The sequence below is a fragment of the Nitrospira sp. CR1.1 genome (assembly GCA_014055465.1).
In the GTDB taxonomy this organism is placed as follows: domain Bacteria; phylum Nitrospirota; class Nitrospiria; order Nitrospirales; family Nitrospiraceae; genus Nitrospira_A.
The window spans coordinates 86,507-99,443 of the sequence record WIAF01000012.1 but is presented as its reverse complement, the minus strand read 5'-3'; the positions used below and the strand labels follow the sequence as shown (position 1 = coordinate 99,443).

General features: G+C 56.6%; 12 protein-coding genes. 9 read left to right on the top strand and 3 right to left on the bottom strand.

What is annotated here, in order from left to right; translation table 11 throughout:
* Nucleotides 1-4: 4 nt before the first annotated feature.
* The 3 genes from pgl to GDA65_17830 all read right to left on the bottom strand — a co-directional run bounded on the left by pgl (nt 5) and on the right by GDA65_17830 (nt 3,811).
* Nucleotides 5-775, bottom strand: a complete 771-nt coding sequence (gene pgl, locus GDA65_17840) for a 6-phosphogluconolactonase (protein ID MBA5864546.1) — start codon at nt 773-775, stop codon at nt 5-7.
* 1 nt (nt 776) lies between these two features.
* Entirely contained in the window at nt 777-2,477 is a 1,701-nt protein-coding gene (locus GDA65_17835; GenBank protein ID MBA5864545.1) for a glucose-6-phosphate isomerase, read from the bottom strand.
* 185 nt (nt 2,478-2,662) lie between these two features.
* Nucleotides 2,663-3,811, bottom strand: a complete 1,149-nt coding sequence (locus GDA65_17830; GenBank protein MBA5864544.1) for a L,D-transpeptidase family protein — start codon at nt 3,809-3,811, stop codon at nt 2,663-2,665.
* Between the two features lie 658 nt (nt 3,812-4,469).
* On the opposite strand from GDA65_17830, the gene rpmH reads away from it, so the two are divergent.
* From rpmH to GDA65_17785, 9 genes are all read left to right on the top strand, one after another.
* Complete coding sequence (rpmH, locus tag GDA65_17825; protein MBA5864543.1) at nt 4,470-4,607, top strand: 50S ribosomal protein L34; 138 nt, start codon at nt 4,470-4,472, stop codon at nt 4,605-4,607.
* A 179-nt stretch (nt 4,608-4,786) separates the two neighbouring features.
* On the top strand, nt 4,787-5,158 hold the full coding sequence (rnpA, locus tag GDA65_17820) for a ribonuclease P protein component (protein MBA5864542.1): 372 nt from the start codon (nt 4,787-4,789) through the stop codon (nt 5,156-5,158).
* The gene (yidD, locus tag GDA65_17815) at nt 5,155-5,364 is read left to right on the top strand and encodes a membrane protein insertion efficiency factor YidD (GenBank protein ID MBA5864541.1); all 210 of its coding nucleotides are present in this window, start codon (nt 5,155-5,157) and stop codon (nt 5,362-5,364) included. Before rnpA ends, yidD begins: the two co-directional genes overlap by 4 nt.
* Before the next feature lie 46 nt (nt 5,365-5,410).
* Entirely contained in the window at nt 5,411-7,162 is a 1,752-nt protein-coding gene (yidC, locus tag GDA65_17810) for a membrane protein insertase YidC (GenBank protein MBA5864540.1), read from the top strand.
* A 21-nt stretch (nt 7,163-7,183) separates the two neighbouring features.
* Complete coding sequence (gene mnmE / locus GDA65_17805; protein ID MBA5864539.1) at nt 7,184-8,614, top strand: tRNA uridine-5-carboxymethylaminomethyl(34) synthesis GTPase MnmE; 1,431 nt, start codon at nt 7,184-7,186, stop codon at nt 8,612-8,614.
* A gap of 12 nt (nt 8,615-8,626) precedes the next feature.
* The gene (gene mnmG / locus GDA65_17800; protein ID MBA5864538.1) at nt 8,627-10,507 is read left to right on the top strand and encodes a tRNA uridine-5-carboxymethylaminomethyl(34) synthesis enzyme MnmG; all 1,881 of its coding nucleotides are present in this window, start codon (nt 8,627-8,629) and stop codon (nt 10,505-10,507) included.
* Nucleotides 10,508-10,592: 85 nt separating this feature from the next.
* Nucleotides 10,593-11,246 (top strand): 16S rRNA (guanine(527)-N(7))-methyltransferase RsmG, encoded by a 654-nt coding sequence (rsmG, locus tag GDA65_17795; protein MBA5864537.1) that lies wholly within the window; start codon nt 10,593-10,595, stop codon nt 11,244-11,246.
* Between the two features lie 69 nt (nt 11,247-11,315).
* Nucleotides 11,316-12,092 (top strand): AAA family ATPase, encoded by a 777-nt coding sequence (locus GDA65_17790; protein MBA5864536.1) that lies wholly within the window; start codon nt 11,316-11,318, stop codon nt 12,090-12,092.
* On the top strand, nt 12,070-12,921 hold the full coding sequence (locus tag GDA65_17785) for a ParB/RepB/Spo0J family partition protein (GenBank protein ID MBA5864535.1): 852 nt from the start codon (nt 12,070-12,072) through the stop codon (nt 12,919-12,921). The genes GDA65_17790 and GDA65_17785 overlap by 23 nt, the downstream gene beginning before the upstream one ends.
* The last annotated feature ends 16 nt before the right edge of the window (nt 12,922-12,937 follow it).

Genomic DNA, 12,937 nt, shown 5'->3' with positions numbered 1-12,937 from the left:
CCCCTTAGGATGATAACCCGTCTGTCGCCGCAGCCATTTCGGACGCCGCGGCGCGGTCAAGATACCACACCAGTCGTCCCGCCTCAGGACGCACACGCGCTGCCGGATAAGAATCAGAGGCGTCGGCACGATTCTCGAGGATGCGACGTACGACGTTGGCCTTATTCACTCCGGTCACGAGGAACAGTATCACACTCGCATGATTGATCACACCTAGGGTCAGGGTGATGCGGGATCGCGTGCCTTGCGGGGATAGGCCGGGCGTGACCCAGCGGGTCTGTTCCGTGAGAGCCGGCGTGCCCGGGAAGAGCGAGGCTGTGTGACCATCCTCCCCCATGCCCAGGAGAACCAGGTCCAGCACCGGCCATTGTCCGGGTGTGGTGGCCGTCAGGCGCCGCAATAGGTCTTCGTACTGAATCGCCGCGGCATCCGGCAGGACTTCCCCGCGCATCCGATGGATGTGCGCTGATGGAATATTCAGCGGTGTGAACAACAGAGTATTGGCCAGGGCAAAGTTGCTGTCGTGGTGCGTAGGGGGAACCGCGCGCTCATCACCGAAGAGGAAGTGCACCTTGCTCCAGTCGAGACGTGTTGCGAATTCCTGGCTCGTCAGGACTGTGTAGAGCGCCTTCGGAGTGGAGCCTCCGGAAAGAGCCACGAGAAACCGCGTACGTTCCCTGATCGCTTGTTGCCCCACGGCTACGAAGAGTGTTGCTGCGGCGTGGACGAGTGCGTGCGCATCCGCGAAGATGTGATGTGCCGGTGTTTGTGTCATCTCAACGGCGGGTGCGACGAGTTCCAGTCGTCCGTTTCTTAGGAACGGATTTCCGGCGCGTAGCCTTGGCTGGTGTGAGGAGGGTCACAAGGCTGCGGACGGTCCGTGCGGGATTCGGTCCAAGAGCAATCCGGACGGCCGGGCGCTGGTGCGTGTGCAGCGATTGCAAATCACCGATGGCCTGAGCTTGAGCCAGGGTGCCGAACGAATAGAATTTTTCCGGGACTGCGAGATCCGGCTTCATCGTATCGACCAACTGGAGAAACAGTCCGGTGTTCGGTCCGCCCTTGTGAAGTTGTCCCGTCGAATGGAGATAGCGAGGGCCATATCCTGCCGTCGTAGCCAGGTGGTATCGCACCATGAGCGCCTTGCGTAGTGCTCGCAATGCCGCTTCCATCTGAGGTGTGGGAGTGGTGTAGGCCAGAATGGCCACGTACCGATTCGGCGTCGTCTGTTCGAGCAACTGCGTCAAGGCCTGTTTCGGTGTCAGCACCGCAAGGGTGGGTAATTTCCCCTGGGTTTCCACTTCTTTCAAGACGCGGCCCGTGTTGTCTTTGCTTTCCTGTACATTCGGTTGGTCGAATGGATGAATGCCGAGTGCATGGCCGGCGATGGCCGTGGCGAACTCCCACCGGAAAAACTCGCCACCCAGATCGTAGCGATCCTTCAGGTGTAAGGAATAAACGGGATGTCCTGCTCGCTGTAGAGCGGTAACAGTTCGATCCAGGGAAGCATTGCGATCGCCTCTCAGCCGCAGCGAGACAAATACCCGATCGGACCCATAAGCGGTCGGTGATGCGAGCGGTTCTCCTGCCACGGGGATAAGTCCGGTCCCTTCCTTTCCCGTGCTTTCGGCAAGCAATTGCTCCACCCAGAGTCCGAATGAGGTCAGCGCAGGTGAGGTGAGAAGGGTGACCTTGTCCCGCCCGTTTCGGGCCATGGCTGCCATCATGCCTCCCAGGGCGGCTCCAGGATTCTCTTTCGCCGCCGTATCCCGACAGGCTTCGCGCATGGCCAGTGCGCGAGTGAGGAGTTTTCCCACGTCCAGTCCAAGCAGAGCAGCTGGAACCAGTCCAAAATACGAGAGGACGGAGTAGCGTCCGCCGATGTCCGGCTGGTTGGTGAAGGTGCGCCAAAACCCGCGCTCCCGCGCGAGTTGTTCGAGCCCGGTTCCAGGATCTGTAATGGCGATAAATTGCGCGCCGCCGCGATGCCCTCTTGTCTGATGGACAAGTTCCCAGAAGTGGGCGAAGAGAGACATGACTTCGATCGTTCCGCCGGATTTGCTCGCGACAAGAAACAATGTCCGGGCCGGTTGGATCGCGGTGGTTACCTGCCGTACCCAGCCTGGTACGGTGGAGTCCAAGACCCAGAGTCGAGGCGCGCCCTTCGAAGAGCCGAAGGTGCAGCGCAATACTTCTGGCCCCAGACTGCTGCCTCCCATTCCAAGCAGCACCACGTCGGTCGTGCGAGCCTCCCGAGCGGCCTGAGCAAAGCTTCGCAGATCGGAAAGTCCGTCCTGCATGTGATCGAGGACCATCAGCCACCCCAGTCTGTTGTCGATTTCAGCCGGACTCGGTTTCCAAAGGGTATGGTCTCGTGTCCACAGGCGCTCAATCGCGCGGCTGCTCGCCAGATCATCGAATGTCGTCGCGAGGGTCTGGTCGTCCAGAAAGGATGACACCTTGGGGCGGATCGGCATAACACGCTCTCTTCCATAGGTGGAGGAACGAAGATGCACGTTGACTAAGTCCTATCTTAGGTTCGGGAGTTTGAAAAGGCAAACCGGGAAGGTTGCTGGGATGCTGCGGGAGATGAAGAGTCGGTCTGATGTTGGAAAGGAAGTGCAGAGGCGGCAGAGCTGATAAAGGCGGAGCGTGGCGTACGCTAGGTTTCCTCTTCCTGATCGCCCAGGTCAGCCAGGACAAGCGAGATGGAGTTCTGGGATTCCAACGCGCCGACGATAGTGACCGGTGTCCCCACGGCGACCTGATCAAAAAGCCGGGCAATCTGGGGGTTGTCCAGCACGATACTGCCATACGGTTGATCTGAAATCCCTTGCGCGATGCCGTGAAGCTGAATGAGCCCCGGCATATGGTGGCTTTTGGGGATCAACCCTGCCTTTTGGGCTTCCTCAAATCGACGCCGGTCGTCGATGTTGGGATAGTCGAGAATCAGGGCGCGGAAGTAGGGCGTTTGTCCAGGCCCGCGTTTGCGTTGAATGCGATATTCGCCTTCAGGGGTTGCGCCATCGCCATAGTGCTGCTTTGCCTTGATGCCTCGTGATCCTAATCGAATGGGATAGGTGAGTACTTTGCGACCGTTCTTATACAGCGTGAGGACGCGGTCAGCCTTGCTGACGACAATGGCTTGGGCCCGATGCGTTCGAGACCAGTCGATGGTTCGTTGTGCAGATTCTCGCCAGGCCGCGATAAGATTATCGTCCGCATATCGCCCTAATTCGTTCGTGAGTAATTCGGTTTGGGTAAGCAGAATCTTGCCGGCCTGCTCTGAGGCCATGATCGAATGTTCAAATTGTCCCTGTTCAAGGAACAGCCGGGCCTGTTTGACGTGCATTTCAGTTTCGACCGGATGCTCGCCGAGCACCACACGGCTGCCGATGTCTCCTACCCGGGTGTTGAGGAGTCGGAGCCGTTGTTCGATCCTGGCTAATTTGGTTTCGGCGGTGGTGCGCTGTGCTTGAATGCGGCTATTCACGTTGCTCACAAGCTGCGTGCCCTCGATTTGAAGGGCTTCCAGGTCGGTTTCCAGCTCATTGTCTTCCCAGGGCCACCGGACGATATTTTCTTCGGACTGGATTCGACCCTTTAGCGCAATCCATTGGCGGGAGAACTTGGAATAGTCTTCCGGAGTGACATCGGAGGCTCGAAGTGTCACCAGATCACGGTCGATGCTCTCGATGGCTTCTACCAATTCCTCGGGAACAGTTTCGACGCACCCGCCCACACCCATCGCCAAGAGGCCGACGAGGGTGAAGCTAGAGAAGATGCGGAAGATTTGATGTGGGCGGCTCATAATGGGGATATTCTATATTGTGAATGGCTGATCCCGCGAGTTCTTCTCGTCTTTTGTCCTCAACCCTGCGGTAGCGTTACCGTGTTGTCCCATTGCTGATTGCGCTGCTACTGTGCCGCGTCTTCTTGCCGGCTCCACGTGAATGGCGCTGGTCCCATGAACCCAAAATCTTCCTACGCAATGTAGGTGCCAGGAATTTCATTCTGACCGCGGCCGTTGAATGCCTCGCGAGAACAAATAGTTACGATGAAAGGTTCAGTTGCCGAGCTGGCTATCTGCTGTGGCATCTTTGCCGCAATCGGGCAAGAGTGCCTCAAGAACGGATGACTCTTCTTCCGCATTATTCATGACGGTTCGTCATGCAGTCGCCGCGTCACGTTGCGAGACCGGCGCGGAGCCGGGAGGGCCCGTGGCGTACTCGTGCAGGACGGTGAGGGGCTGAGGCGCGAGCCCGCCGGCCCGTCGCAGCAGAAGTGCCCGTGAATAAGGCGGGTTGGGTGTCTGTGCATCGGGAGAAAGTGCAAGGTGTATGCGGTTTGGATTTCATTTGCTTAATTTCGCGGCCCAGACCCGGTTGTAGATTGATTGACAGCCTTACATTGCGCCCCTATAATGCGGCCTCTTCATTGAAAAATGATCTTTCGGGAAGGAGTGCGCCATGTCGTTCACGTTTAAGCAACCTTCGAATCTCAAGCGCAAGCGGGAGCATGGATTTCGGAAGCGCATGAGCACGAAGAACGGCCGCAAAGTTATCGCTCGTCGCAGAGCCAAGGGCCGCGCTCGCCTCACCGTCTGATTCTTTCCTGCCGCTAGGCAATCTGCATGTAGGCAAACATCCAGGTGGTGGGTGGTCACCGTGGGTGAGTACTGTCGTCTTAGCCTGGTCGTGGAAGAACAAGGGCGACACCTAGGGCGGTACGCCGCTTCCGGTTGGGAAGGCGCGGTCGACCCTGGTCACCCGTAGACAGGTCGGTTATGACGGCAGGACGGGCGTCTGCGCCGTTTTTCTTGAAACGGAGCCGGGATATCCAGCTCGTTAAGAAAAATGGACGACGTGTTTCAACAGGATTGTTCAATCTCCAAATTTGTCCGGGTATGATGCCTCAGGATGCCATGATGGGGATTGTCATCGGGAGACGGTTTGGAACGGCGGTGCGTCGGAACAGGGCGAAGCGTCTGTTTCGGGAATTGGGCCGCGCAGTTCGGCCGTCTTTGGTATCGGGGCATGCATTTCTTGTATTTCCGAAGCGAGATTGCCTGAATTTGCCGTTCGTGGACCTGCAAAGCGTATGGCGCAGCACATTGCAAAGACAGCGGTTAGCCCGTTTTGGGGATCCCTCGTCGTGAGGTATTTGTGTATCGGCCTCCTGTCGGTCTATCGAGCCTGTCTGTCGCCGATGCTGGGTCCTGCGTGCCGCTTTCACCCGACCTGTTCAGTCTATGCTCAAGACGCCATCGAACGATATGGACTGTTCAAGGGAGGAGTCATGGCTGGGCGACGGCTCCTGAAATGTCACCCATTCCATCCCGGCGGAGTGGATCCGGTACGGTGATCGCTGTGACAACAACCACTCATTCTTTACTTAGTACGTAACGTTCATGGAAAAACGCGTCGTTGTTTTCCTCATCATCTCTCTGGCCGTCGTTATCGGCTATGACTATCTGCTCAAAGGCATGGGGCTGCTTCCGCCGTCGGAACCTGTACAAGTCGCGACCACGGCAAATACCCCAGTCGCCGAAAACAAGTCGGCGGGATCCGAGAAGGCCTCAACCCAGACTGCGAGTCCTGTGTCTTCCGCTTCTACCAGTTCCAATTCCCAGCCTGCGGCATCCGAGGGCGTGACGGGACCGACAACAGAAGAACAGACGATCGAAGTAGATACAGAGTTGTTTCGGGCCAAGTTGAGCAACCGCGGGGGAGTGATCAAGTCCTGGGAGTTGAAGCGGTATACCACCGCAACCGAGCAGGGGCCTGTGCCGGTGCAGCTGGTATACGCGGGAGGGCGCTTCAAGGGGCCTCTCAGTCTGGTCACCAACGATCAGTCGTTTACCTCCGACGTCGGTTCTGCCCTCTACCAGGTGACTCAGGACTTCTCTCGTCTAGATAGTGCCCATCCTACCGGTCACCTCATATTCCGGTATCACGACGCGCAGCGGAATGTGGACATTGAGAAGGATTTGACCTTCCATCACGAATCGTATGTGGTGGACATTGCGATCCGGACACAAGGTCTGACTACGCCGGTGGACGTGACCCTTGGGACCAATTTTGGCATCGTAGAATGGGGTGAAGGATTTATTGGCCTGATGGGATCGGCGTCCCTAGTCGATGACAAGGTGCTGAAGGAGACGCCTGACGGCGAAGCCGAGCGCAAGGGGGACGTGAAGTGGTCTGCCATTCAGGACAAGTATTTTCTTAGCGTCTTGATGCCGCAGAAGGCTGCGGCGGCTCTTGCGAAAAAAGAAGGGGACAAGCTGGTGTCCGCCGGTGTCCGTTTCCCTGCTCCGACTGCCGGCTCAACGATGGCAATGCAGCTCTATGCCGGTCCCAAAGAGTACGACACCCTCAAAGGATTCAATGCGGGTCTGGAAGACACGATCGACTTCGGCTGGTTTGTTTTTGGCAGCTGGGGACTGGTCAAGGCGGTGGCGAAGCCGATTTTCTATGTTTTGCGCTTTCTCCACGAATTTACGCACAATTATGGGGTCACGATCATTCTCTTGACCATGTTGATCAAGCTGATGTTCGTGCCGTTGCAGTATAAAAGCTACAAGTCGATGAAGCAGATGCAGGTCATTCAACCGAAAGTCCTGGCTGTCCAGAATAAGTTTAAGGATGATCGCGAACGGCTGAACAAGGAATTGATCAAACTATACAAGGATCATCGGGTGAACCCCGTCGGCGGCTGTCTACCGATGGTGCTGCAGATGCCGGTCTTTGTCGCGCTCTTTAATATCCTCTATATGACCATCGATCTTCGGCAAGCGCCGTTCATGCTGTGGATCAAAGATCTCTCGGTGCAGGATCCTTATTACGTGCTGCCCATCATCATGGGCGCCACCATGGTCATTCAGCAAAAGATTACCCCGACCACAATGGACCCGACGCAAGCGAAGATCATGTTGTTCCTGCCGGTCTTCATGACCTTCCTGTTCGTGAACTTCCCGGCGGGCTTAGTGTTGTACTGGTTGACGAACAATACACTCACGATTACTCAGCAGGTCGTGACCGAGCGGTTGTTCGGGAAGAAGTGGCAAGCGCCTTCGGAGGACGTTGCGGCTGCTGCCATTGAAGAGTCAAAAGAACAGAAAAGTAACGGTAAGCGGCGAAGCACCTCCTCCGCCGAATAATACCACCTCACCGGGTGCGTCATGCTTGGCGCGCTAGACGATACCATCTGTGCCATCGCCACACCTCCCGGCGAAGGAGGGGTCGGCATACTCCGCATTAGCGGCCATCGCGCTCTCGAAGTGGCCTCTCAGGTTGTGCGTCTCCGATCGGGTAAATCGCTTCACGCTCTTCGTACGCATCAGCTGACGCTCGCCGACCTCCGTGCACGCGATACGAACCCGCCTGCTGCCGCCACGCAAGACGTGCGTGAGCCCGATTTTATCGATGAAGCGCTCGTTGTCGTGATGAAAGGCCCGCATTCCTTCACCGGGGAGGATGTCGTGGAAGTGCAATGCCATGGTGGTCCGGTCATTCTGGAGCAGGTGTGCCGGGGATTACTCTCGGCGGGTGCGAGGCTTGCGGACCCGGGTGAATTTACGAAACGGGCTTTTCTGAACGGGCGTCTCGATCTTGCGCAAGCGGAAGCGGTGCTCGACACCATTCGCGCGAAGACCGCACGCAGCCTGACCCTTGCCCAGTCCCAGCGACGGGGCGAGTTGTCTCGTCACGTGGAGGAGATCCGCTCCGGGCTGGTTGTCGCGCTGGCGCACGTCGAAGCCGCCTTGGATTTTGCAGAGGAAGATATTTCGTTTGTCCGCCAGGACGAATTGATGCGGCTGCTCGATGCCACCCTGCATAAGCTACGGCATTTGGTTCGATCGGGACGTGACGGCCGTATCTGGAGAGAAGGGGCAGTGGTGGCTATCCTGGGACGTCCAAATGTCGGGAAGTCCAGTTTGATGAACGCCCTGTTGCAGAGCGATCGGGCCATTGTGACTCCTATTCCCGGCACGACCCGGGATCTGCTGGAAGAACTGGTCAGCATCGATGGCATTCCCGTGCGATTGGTCGATACGGCAGGAATCCGCATAACAGACGATCCGATAGAAGTCGAAGGCATCCGCCGTAGCCGACTGGCCTGGGCAGACGCCGATCTTGCGCTGATACTCCTGGACGGGTCCCAACCCTTGTCGGAAAGCGATCGTGCCCTCCTTGCTCAGCCGGAATCCGAGCGTGCGCTGCTGGTCGTCAATAAATGCGACTTGCCGCGTCAATTGTTGAGAGAGGATCTCGGGCGGGCCTATTCTGGCCATGGCGATGTTTTCGAGATTTCCGCCACGTTGCGGATCGGGCTGGACGAATTGCGAGAGGCCATTCGCAGCCGGCTGCTACCGGGCAGTTTGGAGTCGAACGACGGTGTGCTGGTCACGAACCTTCGCCACGCGGCCGCGCTTGAACGGGCGCTGCAAGGAGTCGATCAGGCCCGGCAGTCCGTCGAGGCCGGCCGTGCCGGGGAATTGGTCGCGATGGATCTCCGTACCGCGGCAGATGCCTTAGGAGAAATTACGGGCATCATTACGACCGATGAGATTCTGGAGCGTATTTTTGCCGAGTTTTGTATCGGGAAATGAAAGGATGTCGGCATGAGTGAGCAGTGCGACGTGATCGTGGTCGGGGGGGGGCATGCGGGCTGTGAAGCGGCCCTGGCGGCGGCTCGCATGGGCGCGCGTACGTTGTTGCTCACCATGGATCCCGAGCGGATTGCCCAAATGTCCTGTAATCCCGCGATCGGAGGAATTGCCAAGGGGCATCTTGTGAAAGAGATTGATGCCTTGGGTGGAGAAATGGGCCGAAATACGGACCAGGCGGGAATCCAATTCCGGATGATCAACACGAGCAAAGGGCCCGCCGTTCGTGCCTTGCGCGCGCAGTGCGATAAAAGGATATATCGCCAGGTGATGCAGGAGACACTTCGCGCACAACCGGGCCTTTCCATCAGAGGCGGGACCGTTGATCGGATTCTCACGCAGGCCGGAGCCGTGACCGGCATTGTGACCGATTCGGGCAATCACATTCCGGCTCGTGCGGTGGTGCTCACGTCAGGCACTTTTTTAAAAGGTCTCATCCACATCGGTCTGAGTCACTTTCCGGCGGGAAGGGCCGGAGAGGCGTCCGCTGAACACCTGTCTGATTGCATGCGGGATTTCGGATTTGAGATCGGCCGCCTGAAAACGGGGACTCCACCCAGGCTGGACCGCGATACCATCGATTTTTCCGTCATGGAGCTCCAGCCCGGTGACGATCCGCCCCCGCCCTTTTCTTACCGCACCAGTCGAATCCCGTTGCCACAGGTCCCGTGTCATTTGACGCATACGAACTCGCAAACACATGATATTATTGCTAAAAATATCGATAGATCGCCATTGTTCAGCGGAGTCATTGATAGTGTTGGCCCTCGCTATTGCCCGTCGATTGAAGACAAAGTCGTCAAATTTGCCGATAAGGACCGACATCAAATTTTCGTCGAGCCGGAAGGACTGGATACCAACGAATTCTACCCGAATGGCATTTCGACCAGTTTGCCCGTAGATGTGCAAACAGCCATGCTGAAAACCATCCCCGGACTGGATCGGGCGAAAATCTTAAAGCCGGGCTATGCGGTGGAATACGATTATTTCCCACCTCGCCAACTCCATAATTCCTTGGAGACGAAACTCGTTCAGGGGCTGTACCATGCGGGTCAGATCAACGGGACATCTGGCTATGAAGAAGCAGGGGCGCAGGGAATCATGGCCGGCATCAACGCAGCCTTAAAGCTGCGAGGCGAGGCCCCACTCGTGCTCGATCGGTCGCAAGCCTACATTGGCGTACTCATTGATGACTTGATCACCAAAGATGCGAGAGAGCCCTACCGCATGTTTACCTCGCGCGCGGAATATCGGCTGGTGCTGCGCCACGACAATGCGGATCTTCGCCTTATGGATATCGGGCATCGCATCGGACTCGTTCCGGATTGGATTCACCGAAAATTCCAGGATAAACGCTCCGCTATTGAGCGCGAAGTTCAGCGACTCAAGGATACAAGGCCGAAGTTGACTCCGGAAGTCAGGCGGTTACTCGAAGAGTTCGAGATAGGGGCCGTCACTCCAACGCAAACGTTGGCCGAAATTCTCCGGCGCCAGGAGTTGACCTACGAAAAGATTGCTTCAGTGTTCGGAGGATCTGAGGTTGAGGATCCGGAGATTAGGGATGCCATTCAGCTCGAAGTGAAGTATGAGGGGTATATCAAGCGACAGCAGCAGCAGATTCAACGATCGCAAAAATTCGAACATCGTCTGATCCCTGGGGGCTTTGACTATGACGCTGTTTCCGGGTTTTCGGCCGAAGTAAGGGAAAAGCTCAAGCGTGTACAGCCGGCCTCTGTTGGACAAGCCTCGAGAATTTCCGGCGTGACCCCTGCTGCAATTTCTCTCTTGCTGGTGGCAATTGAACGCCATAGGCGGCAGCCCGTCGCCGGCGATTGATTTGCGCCAGGGGGATTTCTATTTTCGTCAGTCTCATATCACGTCGCTGAAGAACATTCTTGACCGCTGGTTGTGTTTCGCGTAATTGTTCCACGTGGAACACGACGCATTTCAGTTCGAAGAATCCTTTCGAAGATTCGCCTCAGATCTCGCTATTCCCTTTCCTGATTCCTGCCTGCCTCTTTTTTTGAATTATTTCTGTGAGCTCAAAAAGTGGAATAGGGCGATCAATCTCACGTCCATCGACGATGATCTTGAGATCCTCGCGAAGCATTTTATCGATTCCATTGCTGGCGTTAAAGTCATTGATAGTATGAATAAAAGTGAAATGTTGGATGTTGGGGCTGGTGCCGGCTTTCCAGGTCTGCCGCTTAAACTCGTTGCGCCGGATTTAGTGGTGGAACTGCTCGAGCCGAGTGAGAAAAAGGGGGCATTTTTGAGGTATGTCGTCGGTTCTCTAGGTTTGCAGCAGGTGACGATTGCCGCCACCAAGTTAGAGCCGTATGCAGCGCGCGCCAATCGGCGGACATTCGATTACATCGTGGTGCGGGCGTTCAAGGTCGATGAGAGGGGGCAGTTGCTCTCCGAACTCCTCAAACCAGGCGGCAAAGTGATTTTGTACCGCGCTGAACCGGTTCCAACGGGTCTTAGCCTTGCTGGTCTTGCTTTGGCGGAGGAAGTCGAGTATGAGCTTCCATCCGGGTATGGGCATCGCGTGCTTTCGGTATTCTCAAAATGATGGGGCGAAGTCGATGTTCCACGTGGAACATCGGAGTCAATTGGCTGCGCGAGGGGGTTGGATACTTACATGGCTCGAATTATTGCTGTTGCAAATCAAAAAGGTGGAGTAGGAAAAACAACCACCTCAGTGAATCTTGCGGCAGCCTTGGCAATTGAAGGTGGATCGGTCCTGCTCATTGATATTGACCCCCAAGGAAACGCGACCAGCGGTCTTGGTGTGGATGCCATGTCGCTGGGAAAAACGATCTACAATGCCCTGATTGTTCAAGAAAGTATTAGTTCTCTTGCCATGCAGACTGCGGTGAATGGTTTGTCATTGGTCCCGGCAAATTCCCACCTGGCCGGCGCTGAAGTTGAGCTGGTGAACATGGAGGGCAGAGAGCAGCGGCTCAAGGAAGCCTTGGCCGAAGTTGCTGATCGCTATGATACTATTTTTCTGGATTGCCCGCCTGCCCTCGGCCTTCTCACCATCAACGCAATGGTGGCTGCCCACTCCGTGCTTATTCCCGTGCAGTGCGAATATTACGCCATGGAAGGGCTCGGACGACTCATGGAGAGCATCAGTCGTCTCAAGCAGTCGCTGAATCCGAATTTGGAGATTGAGGGCATCGTGCTGACGATGTATGACGCGCGCAATTCGCTTGCACGCCAAGTTGTTGAGCAAATACGAGGCCATTTCGGCGAATCGGTGTATCACACGATGATTCCTCGTAACGTCACGTTGGCGGAGGCCCCGAGTTACGGCCGTCCGGCGTTGCTCTACAACATGGCATCATCCGGCGCCCAAGCCTATCTTTCCCTAGCCAAGGAGTTTGTGGTCCATGGAGAAAAAAGCCCTCGGTAGAGGTCTCGACGCTCTGTTGCCGACCGGTCGCAGCACGGCCGATCCCGAGCGGGGAGATGTTCAGGAGTTGCGGTTGGAGGCCGTGGTCCCTAATCGCTTTCAGCCAAGGCAGCAATTCTCCGAGGTCGAGCTGGCTGAGCTGACGGCTTCGCTCAAGCAGAATGGCCTGCTGCAACCCATTCTGGTGCGCAGGAAGGGCGACGGCATGTATGAATTGATCGCGGGAGAGCGTCGCCTGAGAGCTGCTAAGTTGGCGGGAATGCAGAAGATTCCGGCTCTGATCCGAAATGTGTCCGATCAGGAGTCCATGGTGCTGGCGCTGGTAGAGAATCTTCAGCGTGATGATCTGAACCCCATGGAGACCGCGCGGGCATATCAGCGCATGCTGAATGAATTCAGCCTCACGCAGGAGGCGATTGCGCAAAAGGTAGCCTGCGACCGGTCGTCGGTCGCGAATATGTTGCGATTGACGTCGCTTCCCGTCGAAGTGCAACACATGATCGAGGCAGACCAATTATCTACAGGGCACGCCAAAGTGATCCTTGGCCTAATGACGCCGGCTGCGCAAATCAGTTTGGCAACACAGATCGTGAGCGGGCAACTGTCGGTGCGGGAGGCCGAGCGGTTGGTCCAGGATCACGCCGAGGCAAAAAAGACGGGGAAGCGTCCAATGCGGGCGCCGTTACGTTCCGATCTCGAAGAGCGGCTGCAGAAACGCCTTGGCACCAGGGTGGATGTTCAGAAAGGCCGACGCGGCGGCAAGATCATCATTCACTATTTCTCTCCGGAGGAATTGGACGGGGTAGTCGAACGGTTGCTCAACGGTTAGCAGCGGCAATTTCAGG